Genomic DNA, 23,548 nt, shown 5'->3' on the forward strand with positions numbered 1-23,548 from the left:
CCCATAACGGCAGCCTGGATCCCGGAACAGGGGTAGTAGCACCCCTGTTTCTCGCGTCTTCGCCCGCGAGGATTAGGACGTACGCTGGCCGCGGCTGAGAGCCCAGGCCTTCAAACCGCTCCGAATCGAGGACCTGATGGCACAGCCGTCTGTCTTGACGAACGCCCCGCCCAAGACTCGCCGCAGTGACTTCTCGCCACTGTTGCGAGAGGTCAAGGAAGCGGGACTGCTCGAACGGCGCACGGCGGCGTATGTCATCGCGATCAGCATCAACGTGGTCTGTTTCGCCGCCGTCTGCGCGGGTGTGGCCATCCTCGGCAACAGCTGGTGGACCCTCTTCCTGGCCGTCCCGCTGGCGCTTTTCGCCACCCGTGCGGCCTTTTTCGGCCACGACGCGGGTCATCAGCAGATCAGCAGCTCGCGCCGCGTGCACGACGTGATCCAGCTGCTGCACGCGAACCTGTTGCTAGGGATGAGCGCCGGCTGGTGGAACGACAAGCACAACCGGCACCACGCCAACCCGAACCACACCGACAAGGACCCGGATGTCGGCGAGGGGGTCATGGTCTGGACGCTCGAACAGGCCGAGGGCCGCACCGGTTTGCACGGCTGGCTGTCGCGCAATCAGGCCTGGTTGTTCTTCCCGCTGCTGACGCTGGAGGGCCTGAACCTCAAGGTCGCCGGTGTCCTTTTCCTGTGGCAGCGCCGTAAAACCGTCGCGGCCCGTCGTGAGCTTGGTCTCATCGCCGCGAACACGATTCTCGCCACCGCCGGCCTGCTGCTGGTGATGTCACCGGGTAAGGCCGCGATCTTCATCGTGATCTTCCAGATGCTGTTCGGTCTGCACCTCGGCAGCGTCTTCGCGCCGAACCACAAGGGCATGGAAATGCCCAACCCGGAGGACACCGAGCGCTGGGGCCACCTCGAGAAGCAGGTGCTGACCTCACGCAACGTCAACGGCGGCCTGGTGGTCGACTGGATGATGGGCGGTCTGAACTACCAGATCGAGCACCACCTCTTCCCGAACATGCCGCGCGCCAACCTGCGGTACGCCGTGCCGATGGTTCGGGCGTACTGCGAGAAGGTCGGCGTTCCGTACCGCTCGACCGGTGTTGTCGACTCGTACGTCGAGGCGCTGCGCTACCTGCACGAGGTCGGCGCGGAGCTGCGCGACGAGCAGGCGCTTTCCCGCGAGGCCGCCAAGGTCGCCGCGGAGAACGCAGCTGAAGCTTCAAAGGACAAGACCTCGGTCTGAGCCTGACGCGCTTAGACGCGCGGAAGCTGGAGCGGGCGGCCCCGGGTTCGACTACGGTCGGATTCGTCTCGGGGCCGCCCGTCCTCATAGGAGTTCCGCCCATGGCTAATCTGTCCCGTCGCAGTCTGCTCGGAGCCGTCGGAGGCACCGTCGCCGCTACTGCGATCCCTACCCTTCCCGCCTGGGCCGAGGACGACGTCCGCCCTGGCGCCGTACGGGCTCCTCAGCTCGACAAGTACGACCGGCAGGTCGTACGGGAGTTGTCGCCGCAGCGGGCCCACCGACACCTGCAGGTGCTGTCCGAGACGATCGGCCCGCGCATCGGCGGTACGGCGAGTGAGAAGCGTGCGGCGGATTACCTCGAGGACCAGCTCGACCGGTTCGGCTATCAGACCCGGTTGGAGCCGTTCGCGGTAGCCGACAAGTTCACGGCACAACTGGGCGACCCGCGCGGGATGCTGCCCGACGACCTCTGCTGGCAGACGGGCGCCTCGCCGGGCGCAGCCCACGGTGTGACCGTCACCGGCCCGGCCGTGGATGTCGGCCTCGCGACGGCTCCCGTCTGGCCGGCCGACGTGACCGGTGCCGTCGTACTGGCGGACGACAACTTCGGCGCCCGGCCCGCCTTCGTTGCCGACGCCGTCGCGCGTGGTGCCGTGGCGGTCGTGCTGCTGCCCACGGACGCGGTCTTCCCGCGCCGGGCGCAGGCGTTCTCGCCGAGCGGCCTCACCGGCGTACCGATCCCGGTGATCGGTGTCGCGCAGATCCAGAAGCAGCGGTTGCGCGAGGCCCTCAAGGTCGTCACTTCGTTGCCCTTGGCAATCACCACCACGGCGCACAAGGGCCTGACCTCGCATAACGTGATCGGCGAACGTCGTGGGCGAGGTACGGACGCACCGATCGTGATGGTGTGCGCGCACTACGACTCGGTCATCGGCGCGCCCGGAGCGAACGACGACGGCTCGGGCACGGTCCTCACGCTCGAGGTCGCCCGGGTGCTGGCGTCGTTGCCGACCGAATGCACCCTGCGATTCGCGTTGTGGGGTTCGGAGGAGCAGGGGCTGATCGGCTCGCGAGCGCACGTGGCCGCGCTGTCCCCGGCGGATCGCGCTCGCCATCGGGCCGTCTTCCAGAACGACATGGTCGCGACCAGCTGGGACCCGGCCATCACGTACTGGCTGTTGTCGTTCGACGGCTTGGCCAACGCGGCCACTCTCGGCGTACGGGCGTCGGCGCAACGCCTCGGCTATGAGCCGCAGATCGTCGGCCCGGTCCAGCGTGGAGCCAGCGACCACCAGTCGTTCCAGGAGGTGGGTATCGCGGCTGCCAACTTCTCCTGGCGTGGGGAGGCATCACCAGCGCTGCTGGAACCGCCGTACCACTCGCCGGAGGACACCATCGCGAAGAACGTCAGCTTCGACCGGCTGCAGGTCTCGATGGAGCTGATCGGCACCGCCGCGTACGCCGCCGCCCGCCGTCGATAGGCCGCCTGCCCACCGTCGGTAGGCCCGTGCCCGCCGTCGGTCGGGCCGCTCGCCGTAGGTAGGCTCGGCGCTGCCATGCCAAATCGCCGCAAGCCCTCCAAGTGGACGCGTCCGGTCAACGACCGTCCGCTGATGGGTGGGCATCAGGCGCGCGAGGACAAGGCCGACGGCTCGTGGATGGTCCGCCGCTTGAGCGGTTCGGCGGCGGGCAAGGCGTACCGCTGTCCCGGCTGCGACCAGACGATCGCGCCGGCCGTCCCGCACGTCGTCGTCTGGCCGGAGAACCCCAGCCTGCTCGGCGCGCTCGGCGGCAGCCAGTCGATGGACGAGCGGCGCCACTGGCATTCGGCCTGCTGGCAACGTCGCCGATGAAGGGTTTGTGATGCAGCTCCCCACCACGACGTACGGCGAATCCGGCACCCCGGTCGTCGTACTCCACGGCCTCTTCGGCTCCAGCCGCAACTGGATGACCGCCGCCCGCCGCCTCGCCGCCGCCGGCCATCGGGTCATCGCGATGGACCTGCGCAACCACGGCACCTCTCCGCACGTTCCGACGATGAGCTATCCCGAAATGGCCGAGGACGTCGCCGAGACCATCACCACCCTCGGCCTCGGCCCGGTAGCGCTGATCGGCCACTCCATGGGCGGCAAGACCGCGATGCTCACGGCCCTCCAAACCCCGGCCCTGGTGGACCGCTTGGTAGTCGTCGACGTCTCCCCGGTCTCCTACCCACCGGCCTTCGTCGGCTACGCGCAGGCGATGCGCGACGCGGACCTGAGCGCCGTACGCCGCCGCGCCGAAGTCGAAGAGCAATTGGTCGACGCCGTCCCCCTGGCGTCCACCCGCGCCTTCCTCCTGCAAAACCTGGTCATGGACGACAACGGCGCCCACTGGCGGCCGAACCTCCCGGTCATCGAATCCGCCATCCCCGCCATCTCCTCCTGGCCCGACGTAACCGGCACCTACGAAGGCCCCACCCTCTTCGTCTACGGCGGCAAGTCCGACTACGTCCAGCCCTCCCACCACCCCACCATCCAGTCGTACTTCCCCCGCGCCACCCTCGCCGAAATCCCCGAAGCCGGCCACTGGGTCCACGCCGAACGCCTAGACGACTTCCTCACCACCGTCACCCCCTTCCTGGCCTAACCAGCAGGCGGACCCCCACGTCCACACGACGGCCGTTCATCCGCCAAAACGCCCCAAACTCGCCCCTCGCGTGGACCTGGCCGCCCGCCGTCAGCTCTACCGCCTGAGGATCTGACTGTCCGAGTCGGCCTGGTTGCGATTCCATAGCTTGCTATGTAAAACTCATAGCAAGCTATGGAATTGAGGTCGTATGACTGACGCACTATTTCGCCAGGAGTCGCTGGGCTATCAGGTGAACCATCTCGCGCGCTTGCTCGCGCAGGCTCTCGCCGCCCGCATCGCGCCGTACGGCGTTGTCCCCGGCCAGTTCGCCCAGTTGCTCGCGCTCTTTGAACAAGACGGCCTCACCCAACGCGAGCTGTGTGACCAGGTCCGGATCGAGCAGGCCACCATGGCGAAAACCCTGCAGCGCATGCAGCGCGACGGCCTGGTCCGCTGCGTACCCGACCCGGACGACAAGCGACGGATCCGGGTGTACCTGACCGATCAGGCCCGAGCGATCGAACACGACCTCACCGCCGCCGCTCGTTCGGTGAACGCCTCGGCCACCAACGGGCTCACCGCCGCCGAGACCGCCGCCTACCTGAAGCTGACGGCGCGGCTGATCCACAACCTCGAGGCCGAATGGAGTGAACGCCCATGAACGTCGCCCTCTGGATCATCGCGAGCCTCCTCGCGGTGGTGTTCCTCGCCAACGGTCTGATGAAGCTCGCCCAACCGAAAGAGAAGCTGGCCGCCTCGAGCCTGACCAGCTGGGCCGAGGACTTCTCTCCCGGCGCCATCAAGGCCATGGGCGCACTGCAACTCGCCGCCGCGATCGGCCTAACCCTGCCGGCGATCCTCAAGATCGCGCCGATCTTCGTCCCACTCGCAGCACTGGGCCTGGTCGCGATGATGACCGGCGCCGCGATCGTCCACCTCCGTCGCAACGAGCCCGCGCGGATAATCCCGAACCTCATCCTGATCGTCCTCGCCGCAATCGTCGTCTGGGGTCGCTTCGGCCCGTACACCTTCTAGTGCACGGGCCGCGGCGCCTTAGCTGGCGTCGGCTTTGCGGACCCAGACTTCGCGGATGATGAGGAGGACGGCGGCTGCGGCGGGGATGGCGAGGAGGGCGCCGACTACGCCGAGGAGGGCGCCGCCCATGAGGGCCGCGATGACGGTTACGGCGCCGGGGATGTCGACGGCTCGGCGCATGATGCGGGGTGCGACGACGTAGTTCTCGATTTGCTGGTAGATGATGCCGTAGGCCAGGCAGGCTACGCCGATCCACAGGCCGTCGGTGAAGCCGATCAGCGCGACGATCACCGTGCCGATCAGGCCGCCGACCATCGGGATGAACGCGCAGAAGACGATCACGATCGCCAGCGCCACGGCGTACTCACGAAGGCCGACGATCTCCAGGAAGATGAAGGCGGAGAAGCCCGCGATCACCGCGACCGTGAACTGGCCGCTGACGTAACCGCCGACCCGGCTGAGGATCTCGTCGCCGAGGATCGAGACGCGGGGGCGGCGGGTGGCCGGGACCAGGCTGTACGCCGCGCGCTTGACCGTCGGCAGGGATGCCAGGAAGTAGAGCGTGAGAACGAGAATGGTGAACGCGGAGAACAAGGCGTTCGCGACCACCTTGCCAACGCCGAGGATGCCGCCGAACGCCTTCTGCGCCAGCGCCGGATCCTGGATGTACTCCTGGGCCTTCTGGATGAACTGGTATTCGTTGTTGAGGTCGCGGAGCGTCTTGGACTTCGTCAGCAGATCGAGCCATTCGGGCGCGTTCTTGATCAGGCCGTTGATCTGATCGGTGACGACCGGCACGATCGCCCAGCCGACCCCGGTGACCGCCAGCACCACGAGCAGGAACACCACGCCGACCGAAGCCCCGCGCTTGAGGCCGCGGTGCATGAACCACTCGACCAGCGGGTTCAGCCCGACGGCCAGGAACATCGACACGACCAGCAGGATCAGCACCGAGCTGGCCGCACCGAGCGCGCCTACCAGTCCGATCGCGGTCAGCACGCCGAGGGCGCCGAAGAAGCCGAAGACGAACGGGTTCGAGTAGTGAATCGGTGGCCCGGGCCGCCCCATTCCCTCGGCCGGGTCCTTTTCGTCGATCAGCAACTCGCTCGCGATCGAGGTCGCCTGCTGGCCTTCGCGCCGGGCTTCCAGCGCCGCTGCGCGTGCCTCCACGGCAGCCTCGTGCGCCTCATCAGCGGCTGCCTGGACCTCGGCGCTCTCGTCCTGATCCTTCGAAGCAGAGGCCTGGTTTTTTGAGTTGTCGCCGCCGGTAGGCGTCACGTCTTAGTCCTTCGGGCTACTGGTGTCTGGCGGGGTGGCCGGCGCGCTGTCGGAGCTGACGAGCTGGGTGGTAGCCGAGTCGAGCTCAGCGGCCTGCCTGGCGATGTTAGTGGCGATATCGTTCAACCCGGCGATCTGAGCCAGAATCCCATCGCGGCGTTTCGCCAGCCGCTCGGTCTCGCGGGCGCTGATCACCTTGGTCCGGGCAGCCTCCTCGGACGCGGCGGCCAGCTCGGCCTCCGCCCGGGTGCGCGCCGACGTGAGCAGCTGCTCGGCCTCGCGCCGGGCCCGGGTCAACGTACGCTCGGCCGATTCCTCAGCCTGCTGGCGGATCTTGGTCGCCTGCCCGGTCGCCTCGGCCACGCGACGCTCCGACTGTTCGGCCGCCTCGCGCATCTGGGTGGTGAGGTTCTCGGTATCGCCCGCGATCTGCGCGTGCTTGTCGGCGAGCTCCTTGGCCTGCTGCTCGCGCTCGTCGGCCAGCCGCGCCCGCAATGCGGCGGACTCGCGCTGAATCGCCGTACGGATCTTCTCGGCCTCGTGCAAGGCGCCGTTCTTCAGCGTGCTGGCCTGCTGCTCGGCGGTGAGCCGCAGCTGCTCCGCCTTACGCCGGGCTGCCGCCAGGATCTCGTCGGCCTCGGTCTCGGCGGTCCGCTTGATCTCCGCCGCGTCACCCTCCGCCGTACGACGCATGCTGTCCATCTCGGTCAGCGCGACGGTCCGGATGTCCTGCGCCTCCCGCTCACCCGTCGACCGCAGCGCCTGCGCCTCCTTGGTGGCCTGCGCGCGCATCTCGTCGGACTCGCGCTTGGCCTCCTCGAGCGCCTCCTGCGCCTGGTCCTGCGCAAGCCTCAGGATCTGCGCCGCCCGGTCACCGAGCCCGGCGTACGTCGGATTGGCCGTCGCGTCGAGCTGCCGCTTCGCCTCCTCCAGCTGCGCGAGCAACGGAGCCTGACCGGTCGACAGCGCTTCGGCCTTCGTCTTGACCTCGGCCAGTTCGGCCTCCAGTCCGCGCACCGCCTCATCCACCGCATCCTTGTCGTACCCGCGCCTTCCCACTGGGAAAGTGCCGGCGGCGGACGCCGTCCGATCGAAGAACGGCAAACTCGATTCTTCAGCCATCACAGGGACCCTTCTGAGCGGCTCGGGGGCAAGACCAGACCCACCCTAGAGGTACCGCCCAGGGGCCCCGCTAGCGGTCGCGGAAGCGGTTGATCTGCGTGAGGTGCTTGGCGCGCATCTCGGGGTCGCGAACGCCCAGACCTTCCTCGGGCGCGAGGGCGAGGACGCCGACCTTGCCCTGGTGGAGGTTGCGGTGCACGTCGTACGCGGCTTGGCCGGTGTCCTCGAGGGAGTACGTCCGGCTGAGGGTCGGGTGGACCATGCCCTTGGCGATCAGGCGGTTGGCCTCCCACGCCTCGCGGTAGTTCGCGAAGTGGGAGCCGATGATGCGCTTGAGGTTCATCCAGAGGTACCGGTTGTCGTACTCGTGCATGTAACCCGACGTCGACGCGCAGGTGACGATCGTGCCGCCACGGCGGGCGACGTACGTCGAGGCGCCGAAGGTCTCGCGGCCCGGGTGCTCGAACACGATGTCCGGGTCGTCCCCACCGGTCAGCTCGCGGATCTTGGCGCCGAGGCGCTTCCACTCCTTCGGGTCCTGCGTGTGCTCGTCGGACCAGAACTGATAGCCCTCGGCATTCCGGTCGATGATCAGCTCGGCGCCCATCGCCCGGCACAGCTCGGCCTTTTCGGGGCTGGAGACGACGCAGACCGGGATCGCGCCACCGTTCAGGGCGAACTGCGTTGCGTACGAGCCGAGTCCACCGGAGGCGCCCCAGACCAGGACGACGTCGCCCTGCTTCATGTTCGCGCCGTTGGCCGAGACGAGCTGGCGGTAGGCGGTCGAGTTCACCAGGCCGGGGCTCGCCGCCTCTTCCCAGGTGAGGTGGGCGGGTTTCGGCATCAGCTGGTTCGACTTGACCAGGGCGATCTCCGCGAGGCCGCCGAAGTTCGTCTCGAAACCCCAGATCCGCTGCTCCGAGTCCATCATCGTGTCGTTGTGGCCGTCGGGACTCTCCAGCTCGACCGACAGGCAGTGCGCGACGACCTCGTCGCCGGGCTTCCACGCGTTCACGCCCGGGCCGGTGCGCAGGACGACGCCCGCGAGGTCCGAGCCGACCACGTGGTACGGCAGATCGTGGCGGGCGGTCAACGGCGAGAGCTTGCCGTACCGCTTGAGGAAGGAGAACGTCGAGACCGGCTCGAAGATCGAGGTCCAGACGGTGTTGTAGTTGATCGCGCTCGCCATCACCGCGACCAGGGCTTCACCCGGCCCGAGCTCGGGCGTCGGTACGTCGTCCAGGTGCAGGCTCTTGCGCGGATCCTTCTCCTTCGCCGGCATGCCTTCGAACATGGTCACGTCCTCGGCATGCACGGTGATACCGCGATAGTGCTCCGGTACGTCGAGCCGGCCGAAGTCCTCCGCCGGGGTGTCGCCGGCGAGAATCGCTTCGAGGATCTGCTTCACGTCGTTCCTCCTGGAGCCTGGAGCGTGGGATCGCGGTTCGATTTCGCCGGAATCTACCGACCAGTAGACCTCTATGGCACCGCCTTGTGACCCACTTCGCAAGGCCATCCGGCGTAACCGTGAGGCGTGTCACGGAATCAGGCCACCGTGAACAGTGGTCTTATCCCGATGAAGCCTTACCGAAAGCCGTCAGGAACGAGCGGGTTCCACCAGTTCGACGAGTACGCCGCCGGCCGAGCGCGGGTGGATGAAGTTCACGCGGGAGTTCGACGTACCGCGGCGCGGCTCGTCGTACAGCAGCTCGAGACCGCGTTCGCGCAACGTGCGGGAGACGGCGTCGATGTCGTTGACCCGGTAGGCCAGTTGCTGGATGCCCGCGCCTTTGCGGTCGATGAACTTGGCGATCGGCGACTCGTCCGACAGTGGTGCGAGCAACTGGATCGAAGAGCCCGAGTCGCCCACGGACAGCATCGCCTCGCGCACACCCTGCTCGGTGTTGACCTCTTCGTGCGCCACTTTCATGCCGAAGGCCTCCGCGTAGAACCGCACGGCCTCGTCGAGATCCGGTACGGCGATCCCCACGTGATCGATCGCCTCGAACAGCTGGGTCGGCAATTGCGTTCGCATATCGTCAGGGTCGCGCAACTCCGTGCGGGAAGCCATCAAGTGTGGCTGGTACAACACCATCCGTGTGACCTGATCGACAGGGCCGTACCAGTGTGAGCGCAGGTATCGTGGCGACATGTCGAACTCCCAGAACTCCACGGTCATCGTCGCCGGTGCGCGCACCCCGATCGGGCGGTTGCTCGGCGGCCTGAAGGGCTTCACCGGCGCCGATCTCGGCGGCTTCGCGATCAAGGGTGCGCTGGCCAAGGCCGGCGTCGCTCCGGAGCAGGTGGAGTACGTGATCATGGGCCAGGTGCTGCAGGCCGGCGCGGGCCAGATCGCCGCCCGCCAGGCCGCCACCAAGGGCGGTATCCCGATGACCGTCCCGGCTCTGACCATCAACAAGGTCTGCCTGTCCGGTATCAACGCGATCGCCCTGGCCGACCAGCTGATCCGCGCCGGTGAGTACGACGTGATCGTGGCCGGCGGGATGGAGTCGATGACGAACGCGCCGCACCTGCTGCCGAAGTCCCGCGAGGGCTACAAGTACGGCGACACCACGTTGGTCGACTCGATGGCGTACGACGGTTTGTGGGACGCGTTCACCGATCAGGCGATGGGTCTGCTGACCGAGACGGCCAACACCGACGGGCTCAAGCTGACCCGCGAGGAGCAGGACCAGTTCGCCGCCCGGTCGCACCAGCTTGCCGCCGAGGCCTGGAAGAACGGTGTCTTCGCCGACGAGGTCGTGCCGGTCGAGGTCCCGCAGCGCAAGGGCGACCCGCTGGTCGTCGACACCGATGAAGGTATCCGTGGCGACACCACGGCCGAGTCGCTCGGCAAGCTGCGCCCGGCCTTCAGCAAGGACGGCACCATCACCGCCGGCTCGGCCTCGCAGATCTCCGATGGCGGTTGTGCCGTCGTCGTGATGAGCAAGTCCAAGGCCGAGGAGCTGGGCCTGACCTGGCTTGCCGAGATCGGTGCGCACGGCGCCGTCGCCGGCCCGGACTCGTCCCTGCAGAGCCAGCCGGCCAACGCGATCGCGAAGGCCTGCGCCAAGGAGGGCATCGAGCCCGCCGCGCTGGACCTGGTCGAGATCAACGAGGCCTTCGCCGCCGTCGGTATCGCCAGCTCGCGCGAGCTGGGCGTCGACGTCAACAACGTGAACGTGAACGGCGGCGCGATCGCGCTCGGCCACCCGATCGGCATGTCGGGCGCCCGGATCGTGCTGCACCTGGCGCTGGAGCTGCAGCGTCGTGGCGGTGGCACCGGCGCGGCCGCGCTGTGTGGCGGCGGTGGCCAGGGCGACGCGCTGATCGTCCGAGTGCCGCAGCGTTGATGGTTGAGGGCTGATGCGCCGGACCGCGCCGGTTCCGGAGCTGGTCGAGCGGGCCCGCGCCGGGGATGCCCGCGCGGTCGCCCGGCTGATCTCGCTGGTCGAGGACGAGTCGCCGCTGCTACGCGAAGTGATGGCGGCGCTCGCCCCGCATGCCGGTAAGGCCCATATCGTCGGCATCACCGGTTCGCCCGGCGTCGGCAAGTCGACGTCGACGTCCGCCCTCGTTTCGGCGTACCGGGCGACCGGGCAGCGCGTCGGAGTGCTGGCGGTCGACCCGTCGTCGCCGTTCTCCGGTGGTGCCCTGCTGGGCGACCGCGTCCGGATGCAGGACCATGCGACCGACCCCGGCGTGTTCATCCGGTCGATGGCGTCCCGCGGCCATCTGGGCGGTCTCGCCTGGTCGACGCCGCAGGCGCTGCGCGTGCTCGACGCGGCCGGCTTCGACGTCGTACTTGTCGAGACGGTCGGCGTGGGCCAGTCCGAGGTCGAAGTGGCCGGGATGGCCGACACGACCTTGATATTGCTGGCACCGGGTATGGGTGACGGCATTCAAGCGGCGAAAGCAGGCATTTTAGAGGTCGGCGACATCTATGTGGTGAACAAAGCCGACCGTGACGGTGTGCAGAACGTCACTAGGGACCTGCGGGCCATGCTGGCGCTGGCCGATCGAGGCCCGGACGACTGGGTTCCGCCGATCCTCAAGACGGTTGCCAGTCGCAACGAAGGTGTCGACGAAGTGGTCGCGAAAATCGGTGAGCGACTGGCCTGGATGAAGGCCACCGGGGTGCTCGAAGAGCGTCGCCGAAGCCGCGCCAGGGACGAGATCGAGGCCATCGCGATGACCGCGTTGAGGTCGCGTTTCGCCCATCTCCATGGGGATTCCCGGCTCGACGTACTGGCCGCGAAGGTGGCCGGCGGCGACACCGATCCGTACGCCGCTGCCGACGAGCTGATCGCCGCGCTCTAGGCGGACGTGAACCTCGGGCCAGGCCGGGGCATGACCGCATGGTGAGACAGGTGGCCCAACGATTACTGACTGGTACCGACCGGTAAGGTGCGACCCGCCCGGACACTTCTCCGGGCGACGGCGCGCCGGGCTGTGCCGTGCCCCCCGATCCGTTACAGAATAGGACTTGTAGCTGGTGGGCATTGTGCGGTGGGCTGTGTTCAGTCAGTGACAATGAGTGACTAACCGTGATACAACACAGTCGACCGAATTGGTTGAGAACGAGGAGTGGTGACATGCCTAAGAAGCTGCTGATCTGGCTGGTCATCGCCTTTGCGGCGTTTTATTTGATCTCCCAGCCGGAGAATGCCGCAAACGCTGTGGGCGGTGCGTTCTCGGCCGTCGGGGATGCATTTGGAAGCGTTATCACCTTCCTGACGGCGCTGTTCAACTGAGCCCGCTGACCTAAGCTTGAGTCTCAGAGCTTGTCTTTCAGGGCCACACGGCCTGGTACGGGGCTGACGATGGTGGAGCGCGCATGGCGGGGATAGGCCTCTTCAAGATCTTCGACCCGAAGGTCAGGCGCCACCTGATCGCGGACGAGGGCGAAGTGGTGATCGACGAGGTCCGCCACCACTGGGTGGTGTTCTTCGTCCCGATGCTCGAGGTCGCACTCGCGGCCGCCTTGCTGGTCACCATGCTGCTGCTGTCGCTCAACGCGGCGGGAGTGGTGCTCTTCCTGGTGCTGCTTCTGCTCGGACACGCCTTCTGGCGGTTCCTCACCGAGCACCGGGACAGGTTCGTGGTCACGAACATGCGGGTGATGCGGATCCGGGGTGTCTTCAGCCAGCGAGTGGCGACCACCCCGATCGCGCGAATCCTGGACATCACCTTGGAGAAGCCCTGGATCGGCCGGTTCATGGGCTACGGACACTTCATCTTCGAGTCGGCGGCCCAGGACCAGGGCTTCCGCGAGATCCGCTTCGTCAGCCGGCCGGACGAGCGTGATCTCACCATTCAGCGCGTCATCCAGCGCACCGGCCTGCGGGCCAGTGCGAGTGTCGACACGGTCGTGGTCAGCGATGAGGACTCCGACGACGACGGCACCGGACCGATCGGGATGGATCCGGCGACCGAGGTCACCGCCGGGCCGGTCGCCAGTTCGCACCACCACGCGCCGACGCGCGCGACCAGCAAGTCGATCTTCAACAGCGATCGGGCCAACTGGACCGATGGCCACCCTGACGACTAGCCCCAACGGACCTGAGCCCTACCGACTGGCGCCCCCACTGACTGGCGCCTACTGGGTAGCCTCCTTCAGCCTCGCCCGGAACTCCTGGGTGACCTCTTCGGAGCCGGCGATCTGGATCGCGTCCTGATCGAGACGGCCCCAGACCCACAACAGCACCGCAGCGGGCTCGCCGAAGATCTCGGCGGCGACCTCACCTTCGGCGCCATCCGTCACCGTCACCTCGGTGCCGGTCAGCGCGACCGTCCACGACCGGCCGGCGGCGGTGATCCGGATCGACGCGTCCACCGGGTGCTTGGAATCGCCCTCGTCCCAGACGCCGCCCATCATCACCCGTAGCACCTCGTCGATGCCGTCGCTCGCCAGCTCGGCGTCGATCGGCGTCACCACGTCATGCGCCAGCTCGACGTCGACCCGGTGCACTGCCGTCTCCTGCGCCATCCGGCGGAACCAGAAGCCCGTGGTCTGGTCCTCCGGCCACCACGTCCAGCTCGGGGCCGAGGGGCCTGACTCGGCGAGTTGGGCGAACAGGCGCGCGGTCGCGTCGTCGTACAGCTCGAGGGCATCGCGATCGTCCAGGCCCGCGGGCGGCCAGGGCTCGGGTCTGGCGTTGCGCTGGATGGCCTCGATCTTGTGCAGATAGACCATGGCGACATGGCGGACGACCGTCTCGACGGTCCAGCCCGGGCAGCACGGGACCTCGGCGGTCAGGCCGAGCCGGGCCACCTCGGCGAGGCGGTCGGCGTCGGCCCGGAGGGTGCGGAGGAAGAACTCTGGCGTCGGCATGAGCAGAGCTTGCCAGGCAGCTCCGACACTTTGGGTACTCTGCGGCCATGGCGAGGAAGAAAGCGCTTCCGTTCGACCCGATCGACGAGGCCTCCCGGCAGTGGGGGCGGCGTTGGGGCGCGGTCGAGCAGATGCGTGCCGTCACCTCGCTGATGCGGGCCCAGCAGATCGTCATCGGTGAGCTGGACGAGCTGTTGAAGACGCACGGTCTGACCTTCGCCCGGTTCGAGGCGTTGGTGCTGCTCACGTTCTCCCGCCGCGGTTCGTTGCCGCTGGGCAAGATGGGGGAGCGGTTGCAGGTCCATCCGACTTCGGTGACGTCGATCGTGCGCCGCTTGGAGGCGGCCGGCCTGGTCACGCGTACGCCGCACCCCGACGACGGCCGCGCCGTACTGTGCGAGATCACCCCGGCCGGACGCGACCTGGTGGAGAAGGCGACGGCCGACCTGGTCGAGGCCGATTTCGCCCTGCGCGGTCTGACCGACGAGCAACTCCGCATGCTCTGGTCGGTCCTCGAGCCACTCAGGCACAACGCGGGCGATTTCTGACTGGCCCCAGGCTGGTCAGAAACCGCCCGCGCCGAATCAGGCCGGGCCGCCGAGGCCCCAATTGCCGCAGGGACAAAACCAATGGCGGTTCTTCAAGAGCTTCCTCCAGGCGTGCTGGTGCGGGGGCAAGCCGGGCGCTCCGGCCGCGGATCCAGCCAATCGCGTGGTCGTGGATGGGCCAATCGTTTCGAGGCGTCCCGAAGGTTCAACGATTTCCGTGATCGAACGATCGTGGTCCAACCGGCGTTCGGGCTGGGAAATAGTAGGACGTCCTAGTAGTTTGGAGGCGAGCACCCAGGAGGTCTGACATATGCATGCCGACGACATCGCGGCCGGCCGGAGCCGGTGGCAGCAGCGGTACGACGCTTCGAAGCGGCGTACGGCCGATTTCACCACCCTGTCCGGGACCGAGGTCGAGCCCGTCTACGGCCCGCCCGAGGGGTACGACGATCCCCGGATGGAGCGGATCGGCTGGCCGGGGGAGTTCCCGTTCACCCGTGGGCTCTACGCCACCGGGTATCGCGGCCGGACCTGGACGATCCGGCAGTTCGCCGGGTTCGGTAATGCCGAGGACACCAACGAGCGGTACAAGATGATCCTCGGTTCGGGCGGTGGCGGTCTGTCCGTCGCGTTCGACATGCCGACGTTGATGGGCCGCGACTCCGACGACCCGAAGGCACTGGGCGAGGTCGGCCACTGTGGTGTCGCGATCGACTCGGCCATCGACATGGATCGCCTGTTCAAGGACATCCCGCTGCAGGACGTCACCACCTCGATGACGATCTCCGGCCCCGCCGTACCGGCGTTCTGTATGTATCTGGTCGCGGCCGAGCGCCAGGGTGCCGACATCACCAAGCTCAACGGCACGCTGCAGACCGACATCTTCAAGGAGTACATCGCGCAGAAGGAGTGGCTCTTCCCGCCCGAGCCGCATCTGCGTTTGATCGGCGACCTGATGGAGTACTGCCAGCACAACATCCCGGCGTACAAGCCGTTGAGTGTGTCGGGCTATCACATCCGCGAGGCTGGTTCGACCGCCGCGCAGGAGCTGGCGTACACGCTCGCCGATGGTTTCGGGTACGTCGAGCTGGGGCTGTCCCGTGGGCTCGATATCGAGAAATTCGCGCCGGGTCTTTCGTTCTTCTTCGACAGTCATCTCGACTTCTTCGAGGAGATCGCGAAGTTCCGCGCCAGCCGCCGTATTTGGGCTCGTTGGCTGCGCGATGTGTATGGCGCCAAGACCGAGAAGGCCCAGTGGCTGCGGTTCCACACGCAGACGGCAGGCGTTTCGCTCACCGCGCAGCAGCCGGTCAACAACGTCGTGCGTACGGCGGTCGAGGCGCTCGCGGCCGTGCTCGGTGGCACCAACTCGCTGCACACCAACGCGCTCGACGAGACGCTCGCGCTGCCGACCGAGGAGTCGGCGGAGATCGCGCTGCGGACCCAGTCGGTGCTGATGGAGGAGATCGGTGTCATCAACGTCGCCGATCCGCTTGGTGGTTCGTGGTACGTCGAGGCGCTGACCGACAAGATCGAGGCCGAGGCCGAGGAGATCTTCCAGCGGATCAAGGACATGAGCTCCGACGGCACCATGACAGCGGGCATTCTGCGCGGGATCGAGGACGGCTGGTTCATGTCCGAGATCGCCGACGCCGCCTTCGAGTACCAGCAGAAGCTGGAGAAGGGCGAGAAGAAGATCGTCGGCGTCAACACGCTGACCGACACCGTTTCGGGTGAGCTGGAGATCCTCCGGGTCAGCCATGAGGTCGAGGTCGAGCAGTGCCGGGTGCTGGCGGCGCGCAAGTCACAGCGCGATGAGGACTCCGTCCGTCGTACGCTGTCGGCGCTGGTCGAGGCGTCCAGAGGGACCGGCAACCTGATCGAGCCCATGCTGGAGGCGGTGCGTGCGGAGGCCACGATGGGGGAGATTTGCGACGTCCTCCGAATCGAGTGGGGAGAGTACCGGGAGCCCGCCCGCTTCTGAGCCACCTTCGAAACCCGCTCAACCGGCTCGGCCGACCTCTCCCGACGGTCGCAGCGTCATCGTCTGTGGTTCGGACCGTACGACGCTGCGGGTCGTCTCGGAACTGGTCGATTCCGGCGAACGCGTGACCGCCATCGTCAATCCCGACTCGCGTCACTTCGAGCGCATCGGCGAGCTGGCCGACCACCAGATCGGCGTCCGCGTGCTGAGCGAGACGACGCTCGCGCGCGCGGGCGTCGACGCCATCGACGACAAGCCCTCGGCGGCGCGGGCGCTGGTTCTGCTCGATACGAACGACGTCCGCAACGTGCACGCTGCCCTGACCGCGCGGGACCTCGACCCGCGGATTCGGATCATCGTGCAGATGGTCAATCCGCGGATCGGGGAACAGCTGCACGCGCTGCTCGGCGACTGCGTGGTGATCTCGGGCCCCTCGCTCGCCGCCCCGGCCTTCGTCGCGGACGCGCTGGAGGAGGACGAGCTGATCTGGACGGACCTCGGCGGCCGCCGCTTGGTCGCCGGACCGGCCGACCGGATCAACGAGCAGCTGACCGTACTGGCCGACACGTCGTCGTCCGCGCGGCCGGATCTGCTGCCGGATACCAGCGACGACCCGACGGCCGACGTCGTCCTCGGTACGAGTATTCGCCGCAAGCCATTGCGCAAGGACGTCCGCCGGGCCGGTTTGATGATCGCGATCCGCGACGACGTCTTCGATCGGCGAGTGCGTTGGATCATGGCGGTGATGGCCCTGGTCGCGTTGGCCGGCACAGTGACGATCGCGCTGGGCACTGGGCCGGACGTGACTTGGTTGCACGCGCTCTACCTCGCGCTCGGTGCGATCACGTCCGCCGGTATCGAGGACGACTTGTTCTCGCACGCGGATCCGTGGGTGAAGGTCGTCGCGGTCGGCGTACAACTGACCGGCATCGTGCTGGTCGCGCTGCTGACCGCGGTGGTCGTCGACTCGCTGATCGGTGCCCGGTTGAGCCGGGTGATCGGTGGTGTCCGCGGTGAGCCGCGCAACCACGTGGTCGTCTCTGGCCTCGGTACGGTCGGCGCGCGCGTGCTCGAACTGCTGACAGAGCGCGGTGTCGCCGTCGTCGGGATCGAGAAGGACGAGGATGCGCCGGGCGTGCAGACCGCCCATCGGCTGCGCATCCCGGTCATCATCGGCGACGGCAGTGCGGAGGAAACGCTGCGCTCGGCGGGAGCCGCCCGATGTCAGGCGTTGCTCGCGATCACCGATGGCGATATCACCAACCTGGAAACGGCGATGGTGGTGCGCGGGCTCAATCCCGACGCGAAGATCACCATGCGCATGTTCGACCACGACCTCGCGCAACGGGTGGAGCGGCGGCTGAACATCGGCTCGAGCCGTTCGGTGTCGATGCTGGTCGCCCCGGCCGTCGCCGCGGCTGTCACGAACCGGTTGGTGCAGGCGACCGTACCGGCCGGTCGTCGCGTCCTCCTGCTCACCGAGGTCGTCGTACAGCCGAACTCCGTCGCCGTCGGCCGCCGCCTCGGCGAACTCCAGGAGCGCGGCCAGTCCCGGATCCTGGCGATCCGCAGGCCGGCCACTGGGCGTAAAGAGTTCGAGTGGGGCTGGAATCCGCGCTGGGATATGCGAGTCGAACCAGGCCTGCGCATCGCCGTCGCCGCCACCCGTAGCGGCCTCGCCCGGCTCCTCCTGGCCACCCGCGCGCCACGTGGTGGGGGGCTGTCGGAGAGGATGGAACCATGAACGTAAGAAGTGACCGATTCAGCGGAGGACAGCGGTGAGCCAGGCGAACTTCTCCCGGCCCGGAGCGATCGATCTCTCGGCCCTGCGTAAACCTGCCGGTGGTGCTGCTCCTGGTGCTGCTCCCGGGGCTGGGGCTGGTGCTGCTGGTGCGCCGGCCGCAGGCGGTGGGGCTTATGTGCTGGATGTGACTGAGGCGGCCTTTCAGGCGGATGTGATTGAGCGGTCGCTGCAGCATCCGGTGGTTGTTGAGTTCTGGTCTCCGCGTTCTGGTGCGTCGAATCAGCTCGCGCCGATCTTGGCTGCGCTGTCGACTGAGTACGACGGCAAGTTTTTGCTGGCGCGTATTGATATCGATGCCAACCCGGGGTTGGCGCAGGCCGTCGGGGTTCAGACTGTGCCGTTGGTTATCGGGGTGCTGCGGGGGCAGGTGGTGCCGTTGTTCCAGGGGCCGGTTGGGGAGCCTGAGGCTCGGCAGTATGTTGATCAGCTGCTGACTGTGGCTGTGGCTAATGGGATCGCTGGGCGTGCGCAGCCGGTGGCGGCCGCTGGGCCGGTTGATGCTGAGCCGGTGGTTGATGAGCGGTTTGTTAAGGCTGAGGACGCTGTGGGTGCTGGGGATCTCGACGGGGCGATTGCCGCGTATGAGGAGATCTTGGCGCAGACGCCTGGGGATGCTGAGGCTAAGGCTGGGTTGTCGCGGGTGCAGTTGGTGAAGCGGACTCAGGATGTGCCGGCTGATTTCCGGGAGAAGGCCGCGGAGGATGCTGCGGATGTTGAGGCGCAGATCTTGGTCGCGGATGTTGACCTCATGGGTGGGCATGTCGAGGATGCTTTCAACCGGCTGATCACGACTGTCCAGAACACGGCCGGCGAGGATCGCAACAAGGCGCGGGTCCATCTGCTTGAGCTGTTCGAGGTTGTGGGTGCCGATGACGAGCGGGTCGTGCGCGCTCGGCAGCGACTGATGATGGTTCTGTTCTAGGCAGGTCGTGTTGGTGATGTACGTCGTGTTGGCGTGCATCGTGCGGGTTGGTCGGTGGCACCCGTCCCCCTGAGTTCTTGCGAATTGTCAGGCCGGTCCGGGCCGCGTCAAGGGTTCCATCGGCTAACGCCGACGCATGCGCGCCCTTGACCCGACCCGAACCAGCCAAAGGCGGCAGCTATCAGACATCCCTAGTGCTAGGGAGTCAAGCGGCGGTGGTTTTGGTGCGGTGGGCCCAGGCGGTGTGGGTGTCGTAGTGGGTGCCGGTTTTGAGGCAGCCGTGGAGGAGGCCGACGAGCCGGTTGGCGAGTTGTCGTAGCGCGGCGTGGTGGCCGTGGCCGCGGGTGCGGAGTTCGTCGTAGTAGGCGCGGGTGTGTGGGTCACGCAGGATGGCGGCGCCGGCTTGCTGGTCGAGGGCGTTGACGAGCCGGTTGTTGTGGACGAACCGGGCGTGCACCGTTTTCAGCCTTCCGGATTGGCGGGTGAGGGGTGCGGTGCCGGCGTAGTTCTTGCGGGATTTCGCGTCGGCGTAGCGGCCTGGGGCGTCGCCGAATTCTGCCAGCACCCGGGCGCCGAGGATCGGTCCGAGGCCGGGCAGGCTGCGGTAGATCTCAACGTCCGGGTGCCGGCCAAAATAGGCCTCGACCCCTGCCTGCAGGCCGGTGATCTCGGTGTTCAGGGCCTGCAGGATCGCCACCGTGGAACGGACCGTGGCGGCGTAGGCGTCGGCCACGATCTCGGACTGGCCGAGTTGCTCGGTGCGCAGCGCGGCCTGAATCGCGGCGGCCCGGCTGGGCAGATCACCGCGCCGGCGAGCCGTTTTCAGCGCGGCGGTGATCTGGCCGGTGGTGAGTTTCGCCGCGGCCGCCGGGGTGGCCGCTTTGGCCAGCAACGCCAGCACATCAGGACTGGTCAACGTCAACGTCCCTTGCTGATACGCCTCCAGCGCGGCCGGGAAGTAGTCCAGCAACGCCGACCGCATCCGCAGCATGTGCCGGGTCCGTTCCTGGATCAGCGATTGATGCGCCCGGGTCAGCACCTTCACCCCGGCCGCGAGCTGCGAATCGGCCTCGGTGGCCACGAGTTGGTGACGCCGGGTCCGGACCATGTCGGCCAGGCTGTGCGCGTCGGTCTTGTCGTCCTTGGCACCCGACAACGACACCACCTCACGATGTCTCGCGGCCAGTTTCGGGTTCACCCCGAACACCACATAACCCGCCGCGATCAACGCGGCCACCCACGGACCCCGCTCGGTCTCGATCCCGACCATCACCTGGCCGGGGCCACCATCATCAGGCAAGTGTTGCGCGATCAGCTCATGGAACTTCACCATCCCCTGGACCCCCTCGGGGACCCGGCGAATGCCCAGCACCCGGCCCTGATCGTCTTGGACCTCGAGGTCATGATGATCTTCGGCCCAGTCGTCACCAACGAACAACACGATGAATTTCTCCCGTCACGCACTCGATGAGTGTCTGAGTAGCCCGCAGGAGATTCCGGCGCCCTAATGGATCAGTGCTCACACCACCCGAAAAGCGGCAGGCACGACACCCCATCAGCCATTCACATCTCCCGACCACCAGCAAGGGCACGCTCTGATACCAGGACTCAAAGCCCGGGGGTACGGAGTGCTCACCTACCAGCGACCACAGACACCGAGTCTGCCAGCGACCGACCCGATAACACCCATTAGGGGGACGGGTGAAGTCTGACCGGGCTTGGTCCATCGCACTCTGCCGCGCCGGGTTACCCGCGCGCTGCCGCGCCGGGTTTGCCGCGCGCTGCCGTGCCGCGCGCTGCGGCGTGGGGTTCGCGGACGTGCAGGCCCACACAACGGCCGGTTTTCAGCGAAATCGGGCCTAATCGGCGCCTCGTGTGGGCGTGCACGTCCGCAGCGGACGCCCACCCCTACACAAGTCCCGCTTTTCGCCTGCCTTAAGGGCTCCGGGCATGGTTTATGTAGGGCTGGCGGTCCGCTCCGTTCACCAGTTGGCGTCTTCCCGAGCGGACTGGACGTTTTCCGGCCGCGAAAACGTCCAGTTCACTCGGGAAGATGCGGGCAGCCGTCGATGCGCGCGCCCTCCGGTCCGGAAGCGCCGCTCCAGTGCGGATGGGCGCCTCCTATTCCGAGGGTCGACATGCGGAATGGGGGGTCGACCCCAAGGCCGGTTAGTTAGGCGGGTTGGTGGGCTGTCAGGGCGGTGGAGTGAGGATGTCGATGTTGATGGTGGCTTGGTAGGTGGTGCGGTTGGTGTTGGGTCCTTTGGCGGGGTATTTGGAGGTGGATCGTTTGACGGTGCGGGGGCCGAGGCGGGTTCGGCGTGGGGGTAGCAGGTTGGCCAGGACGAGTCGGCCGATGTGGCCGACGAGGTCGATTACGGTGCCGGCGATGACGCCGGTGGCTTGGATGAGTTGGTCGCGGGCGGCGTTGAGGGCGATGGTGAAGCTGGCCCGGTCGGGGTCGGTGCCGGGTTGGGTGTCGGTGGCGTCGGTCATGGCTTGGCGCAGGACCTGGTAGGTGATCAGGAGTGCGTAGACCTCTTGGGTGATGCCTTCAGGGGTGCGGGCGCGCAGGACGTGTCCGCCGAGGATGGTCGATTTGATCGCCAGGTAGGCCGACTCGATTTCCCAGCGCTGGTGGTAGAGCTTGACCAGGTCGATGGCCGGGTGGTTGCCGGGGTCGAGCAGGGTGGTGACGAGCCGGTAGGTGCCGGTGCGTCGGCCGTTGCTGGTGGCGATGGTGACCTCGGCCTCGATCACACGGACTGGAGTCGTATCCCACATCGACAGGTAGGAGCCATCGCGGTGGCGCTGCAGAACAGGGAGTTTGCGGTTGTCTTTGCAGCGGATCAGCAGGTCGGCGCCGGCGTCTGTGATCGCGGTGATGACCTGCCGGGCGGCGAAGTTCCGGTCGGCCAGCACGATCATCCCGCGGCGCAGGCTGCGGGCCAGTAGCGGCGGCGCATAGCGGGTTTCCCCGATCAGAGCTGACCCGAAGGCCGCGTCGATGATGGTGCGGGTGCCGCAACACACTACGACCATCAGCCGTAACAGCGGATAGCCCGATCCGCCGTGGCTGCCGGTCTGTTTGGTGAACACGCCCAGATTGGTGGCGGTGTCCGGCACGGTCATCGTGGTGCCGTCGATCGCGGTGACCAGCAGTCCCCGCCACCGCACCCCGGCAGCGGCGATCGGCGCGGACGGGCCACGGAGCAGGTCGAACAAGGCCTTCAACGGTGCAGCACCGAGTCGCCGCCGGGCATGGGTCAACGCGGCCGCGGTGGGTGTCGCGACGGTCAGGCCGTGCAGCCCGGCCACCAGCCGGTGCCACACCTGGCCATAGCCACGATCGCTGAACAGGCACCCCGCCAAGACCAGATACACCACCACCCGGGCCGGCAGATCACGCACCCGGGCCTGCGTCCTGCCAGTCTGGGCGAGAGCCTCATCGACCATCTCGAACGGAATGAACTGGGTCAACTCGCCCAGATGACCAGGCGCGAACGCACCCTCAGCCACCCTGATCGTGCGAGTAATGACAGACTGAACAGGCAGCGGAGCCTCACCGGTAGCTGGTTGTCTCGCGAGGACAAACCTGTCTACCCGCGGAGCTCCGCTGCTCGATGTCCAACACGCCCACCCAGTCCTGGGCAACCACCCGAAACGCCTAACTAACCGGCTTTGGGGTCGACCCGGCAAGTTTGGCGAGTCGACCCCCCATTCCGCATGTCGACCCTCGGAATAGGGGGATGGAGGTGGCGGGGTTACCAGGTGCCGCCGAGGGGGCGGGTGGGGTCGCCGGTGAAGGCGCCGGCTAGGAGGTCGGTGGGGTTGGGGGGTTGTACGTCGGTGGTGGGGGTGATGTGGTGTTCGGCGTTGTCGTGGGCTTTGAAGCCGATGGCTAGACCGGCTTCGGGGGAGAACCACGTTCGGGTGTTGGCTGATACGCCCCACACGATGTGATGGCCGGGGTGGTCCAGGGCGGCGGTTGCCTCGACCAGTCGCGCTAGGTCGCCGGGGGAGACCCAGGTTGAGAGGGTTCGGCCGCCGGTGCCGATGTCGGCGCCTACTGTGCAGATGCGGGCTGATACGACCGACATGCCGAAGCGGTCGGCGTATAAGGAGCCGAGTGCCTCCATCGCTACTTTGCCGACGCCGTAGTACGTGTCTGGGCGGGGTGGTAGGACGGGGGCGGCGGCCGCGTCGGCGGCGCGGACGAAGCCGACGGCGTGGATCGAGCTGCCGAGCAATACGCGTTGGACGCCTGCGCGTCGGGCGGCTTCGAGGACGACGTGCGAGCCGTTGATGTTGGTCTCGAGGATGTCCCGCCAGGGGCGCTCCGACTTGTGGCCGCCGAGGTGTACGACGAGGTCGGCGCCTTCGAAGAAGGAGGTCATCGCGTCCAGGTCGGTCACCGAGGCCTGCACGAATTCCTCGCCGGCGGCCAGGTCGCTGACCACCGAGATGTCGCTCAACCGCAGCACTCGGTCCGGTACGCGCAGCAGGGGCCGGATCAGGGTGCTCACCTGGCCGGCGGCGCCAGTGATCGCAATGGTCATCGTGAGCTCCTCAGGGGCGGCAAGGCTGTCCGAATCTGGACAGTGCGGGTTTCGGCTCGTTGACAGGTATGCGAACAAACTATTACGTTTCAAA

Annotated in this window: 22 protein-coding genes; 14 read left to right on the top strand and 8 right to left on the bottom strand. The window is 67.2% G+C overall.

The genetic code is table 11. From position 1 onward, the window contains the following. Positions 1-136: 136 nt before the first annotated feature. The 6 genes from OG394_RS38400 (at position 137) to OG394_RS38425 (ending at position 4,903) form a co-directional block, all read left to right on the top strand. A complete protein-coding gene (locus OG394_RS38400; protein ID WP_328992252.1) occupies positions 137-1,255 on the top strand; it encodes a fatty acid desaturase family protein in 1,119 nt (372 codons plus the stop codon). 101 nt (positions 1,256-1,356) lie between these two features. After that, entirely contained in the window at positions 1,357-2,739 is a 1,383-nt protein-coding gene (locus OG394_RS38405; RefSeq protein ID WP_328992253.1) for a M28 family peptidase, read from the top strand. A gap of 75 nt (positions 2,740-2,814) precedes the next feature. Next, positions 2,815-3,111, top strand: coding sequence for a hypothetical protein (locus tag OG394_RS38410; protein WP_328992254.1), 297 nt, complete (start codon positions 2,815-2,817; stop codon positions 3,109-3,111). A 10-nt stretch (positions 3,112-3,121) separates the two neighbouring features. Further along, positions 3,122-3,886, top strand: coding sequence for an alpha/beta fold hydrolase (locus OG394_RS38415; protein ID WP_328992256.1), 765 nt, complete (start codon positions 3,122-3,124; stop codon positions 3,884-3,886). A 190-nt stretch (positions 3,887-4,076) separates the two neighbouring features. Then, positions 4,077-4,529, top strand: coding sequence for a MarR family winged helix-turn-helix transcriptional regulator (locus OG394_RS38420; RefSeq protein WP_328992257.1), 453 nt, complete (start codon positions 4,077-4,079; stop codon positions 4,527-4,529). Beyond that, a complete protein-coding gene (locus tag OG394_RS38425; protein ID WP_328992259.1) occupies positions 4,526-4,903 on the top strand; it encodes a DoxX family protein in 378 nt (125 codons plus the stop codon). The genes OG394_RS38420 and OG394_RS38425 overlap by 4 nt, the downstream gene beginning before the upstream one ends. Before the next feature lie 18 nt (positions 4,904-4,921). On the opposite strand, the gene OG394_RS38430 is transcribed toward OG394_RS38425, so the two are convergent. The 4 genes from OG394_RS38430 to mce form a co-directional block, all read right to left on the bottom strand. Continuing rightward, positions 4,922-6,181 (bottom strand): AI-2E family transporter, encoded by a 1,260-nt coding sequence (locus OG394_RS38430; RefSeq protein WP_328992260.1) that lies wholly within the window; start codon positions 6,179-6,181, stop codon positions 4,922-4,924. A gap of 3 nt (positions 6,182-6,184) precedes the next feature. Next, the gene (locus tag OG394_RS38435) at positions 6,185-7,303 is read right to left on the bottom strand and encodes a hypothetical protein (RefSeq protein ID WP_328992261.1); all 1,119 of its coding nucleotides are present in this window, start codon (positions 7,301-7,303) and stop codon (positions 6,185-6,187) included. A 70-nt stretch (positions 7,304-7,373) separates the two neighbouring features. Beyond that, a complete protein-coding gene (gene ccrA / locus OG394_RS38440) occupies positions 7,374-8,711 on the bottom strand; it encodes a crotonyl-CoA carboxylase/reductase (RefSeq protein WP_328992262.1) in 1,338 nt (445 codons plus the stop codon). A 189-nt stretch (positions 8,712-8,900) separates the two neighbouring features. Further along, a complete protein-coding gene (mce, locus tag OG394_RS38445) occupies positions 8,901-9,338 on the bottom strand; it encodes a methylmalonyl-CoA epimerase (RefSeq protein ID WP_328992263.1) in 438 nt (145 codons plus the stop codon). A gap of 115 nt (positions 9,339-9,453) precedes the next feature. Here mce and OG394_RS38450 point away from each other — a divergent pair, with 115 nt between their 5' ends. From OG394_RS38450 to OG394_RS38465, 4 genes are all read left to right on the top strand, one after another. After that, the gene (locus OG394_RS38450; protein ID WP_328992265.1) at positions 9,454-10,656 is read left to right on the top strand and encodes an acetyl-CoA C-acetyltransferase; all 1,203 of its coding nucleotides are present in this window, start codon (positions 9,454-9,456) and stop codon (positions 10,654-10,656) included. 10 nt (positions 10,657-10,666) lie between these two features. Beyond that, positions 10,667-11,623: a methylmalonyl Co-A mutase-associated GTPase MeaB gene (gene meaB, locus OG394_RS38455; protein WP_442914319.1), complete on the top strand. Its 957-nt coding sequence runs from the start codon at positions 10,667-10,669 to the stop codon at positions 11,621-11,623. A 275-nt stretch (positions 11,624-11,898) separates the two neighbouring features. Next, the gene (locus OG394_RS38460) at positions 11,899-12,057 is read left to right on the top strand and encodes a hypothetical protein (protein WP_328992267.1); all 159 of its coding nucleotides are present in this window, start codon (positions 11,899-11,901) and stop codon (positions 12,055-12,057) included. A gap of 83 nt (positions 12,058-12,140) precedes the next feature. Further along, a complete protein-coding gene (locus tag OG394_RS38465) occupies positions 12,141-12,854 on the top strand; it encodes a PH domain-containing protein (RefSeq protein WP_328992268.1) in 714 nt (237 codons plus the stop codon). 48 nt (positions 12,855-12,902) lie between these two features. Here the strand turns inward: OG394_RS38465 and OG394_RS38470 are convergent, their stop codons facing one another. Further along, the gene (locus OG394_RS38470; protein ID WP_328992269.1) at positions 12,903-13,637 is read right to left on the bottom strand and encodes a maleylpyruvate isomerase family mycothiol-dependent enzyme; all 735 of its coding nucleotides are present in this window, start codon (positions 13,635-13,637) and stop codon (positions 12,903-12,905) included. A gap of 47 nt (positions 13,638-13,684) precedes the next feature. Here OG394_RS38470 and OG394_RS38475 point away from each other — a divergent pair, with 47 nt between their 5' ends. The 4 genes from OG394_RS38475 to OG394_RS38490 all read left to right on the top strand — a co-directional run bounded on the left by OG394_RS38475 (position 13,685) and on the right by OG394_RS38490 (position 18,895). Next, positions 13,685-14,185 (top strand): MarR family winged helix-turn-helix transcriptional regulator, encoded by a 501-nt coding sequence (locus OG394_RS38475; RefSeq protein WP_328992270.1) that lies wholly within the window; start codon positions 13,685-13,687, stop codon positions 14,183-14,185. Between the two features lie 310 nt (positions 14,186-14,495). Beyond that, positions 14,496-16,169, top strand: a complete 1,674-nt coding sequence (locus OG394_RS38480) for an acyl-CoA mutase large subunit family protein (protein WP_328992271.1) — start codon at positions 14,496-14,498, stop codon at positions 16,167-16,169. After that, the gene (locus OG394_RS38485; RefSeq protein ID WP_328992272.1) at positions 16,090-17,913 is read left to right on the top strand and encodes an NAD-binding protein; all 1,824 of its coding nucleotides are present in this window, start codon (positions 16,090-16,092) and stop codon (positions 17,911-17,913) included. The genes OG394_RS38480 and OG394_RS38485 overlap by 80 nt, the downstream gene beginning before the upstream one ends. A 34-nt stretch (positions 17,914-17,947) precedes the next feature. Next, positions 17,948-18,895, top strand: coding sequence for a tetratricopeptide repeat protein (locus OG394_RS38490; protein WP_328992273.1), 948 nt, complete (start codon positions 17,948-17,950; stop codon positions 18,893-18,895). A 205-nt stretch (positions 18,896-19,100) separates the two neighbouring features. On the opposite strand, the gene OG394_RS38495 is transcribed toward OG394_RS38490, so the two are convergent. The 3 genes from OG394_RS38495 to OG394_RS38505 form a co-directional block, all read right to left on the bottom strand. Beyond that, positions 19,101-20,336, bottom strand: coding sequence for an IS110 family transposase (locus tag OG394_RS38495; protein ID WP_328992274.1), 1,236 nt, complete (start codon positions 20,334-20,336; stop codon positions 19,101-19,103). A gap of 752 nt (positions 20,337-21,088) precedes the next feature. Continuing rightward, positions 21,089-22,414, bottom strand: coding sequence for an IS4 family transposase (locus OG394_RS38500; protein WP_328988392.1), 1,326 nt, complete (start codon positions 22,412-22,414; stop codon positions 21,089-21,091). A 245-nt stretch (positions 22,415-22,659) separates the two neighbouring features. After that, positions 22,660-23,454, bottom strand: coding sequence for an NAD-dependent epimerase/dehydratase family protein (locus OG394_RS38505; protein ID WP_328992275.1), 795 nt, complete (start codon positions 23,452-23,454; stop codon positions 22,660-22,662). Positions 23,455-23,548 lie beyond the last annotated feature (94 nt).

It is taken from the genome of Kribbella sp. NBC_01245, assembly GCF_036226525.1.
GTDB lineage: Bacteria > Actinomycetota > Actinomycetes > Propionibacteriales > Kribbellaceae > Kribbella.

Coding starts and splice junctions, on each gene's coding strand:
- OG394_RS38465 (WP_328992268.1), top strand. CDS start 12,141: ATGGCGGGGATAGGCCTCTTCAAGATCTTCGACCCGAAGGTCAGGCGC.
- OG394_RS38470 (WP_328992269.1), bottom strand. CDS start 13,637: ATGCCGACGCCAGAGTTCTTCCTCCGCACCCTCCGGGCCGACGCCGAC.
- OG394_RS38400 (WP_328992252.1), top strand. CDS start 137: ATGGCACAGCCGTCTGTCTTGACGAACGCCCCGCCCAAGACTCGCCGC.
- mce (WP_328992263.1), bottom strand. CDS start 9,338: ATGCGAACGCAATTGCCGACCCAGCTGTTCGAGGCGATCGATCACGTG.
- OG394_RS38425 (WP_328992259.1), top strand. CDS start 4,526: ATGAACGTCGCCCTCTGGATCATCGCGAGCCTCCTCGCGGTGGTGTTC.
- OG394_RS38405 (WP_328992253.1), top strand. CDS start 1,357: ATGGCTAATCTGTCCCGTCGCAGTCTGCTCGGAGCCGTCGGAGGCACC.
- OG394_RS38410 (WP_328992254.1), top strand. CDS start 2,815: ATGCCAAATCGCCGCAAGCCCTCCAAGTGGACGCGTCCGGTCAACGAC.
- OG394_RS38505 (WP_328992275.1), bottom strand. CDS start 23,454: ATGACCATTGCGATCACTGGCGCCGCCGGCCAGGTGAGCACCCTGATC.
- OG394_RS38475 (WP_328992270.1), top strand. CDS start 13,685: ATGGCGAGGAAGAAAGCGCTTCCGTTCGACCCGATCGACGAGGCCTCC.
- OG394_RS38435 (WP_328992261.1), bottom strand. CDS start 7,303: ATGGCTGAAGAATCGAGTTTGCCGTTCTTCGATCGGACGGCGTCCGCC.
- OG394_RS38415 (WP_328992256.1), top strand. CDS start 3,122: ATGCAGCTCCCCACCACGACGTACGGCGAATCCGGCACCCCGGTCGTC.
- OG394_RS38450 (WP_328992265.1), top strand. CDS start 9,454: ATGTCGAACTCCCAGAACTCCACGGTCATCGTCGCCGGTGCGCGCACC.
- OG394_RS38460 (WP_328992267.1), top strand. CDS start 11,899: ATGCCTAAGAAGCTGCTGATCTGGCTGGTCATCGCCTTTGCGGCGTTT.
- OG394_RS38420 (WP_328992257.1), top strand. CDS start 4,077: ATGACTGACGCACTATTTCGCCAGGAGTCGCTGGGCTATCAGGTGAAC.
- OG394_RS38480 (WP_328992271.1), top strand. CDS start 14,496: ATGCATGCCGACGACATCGCGGCCGGCCGGAGCCGGTGGCAGCAGCGG.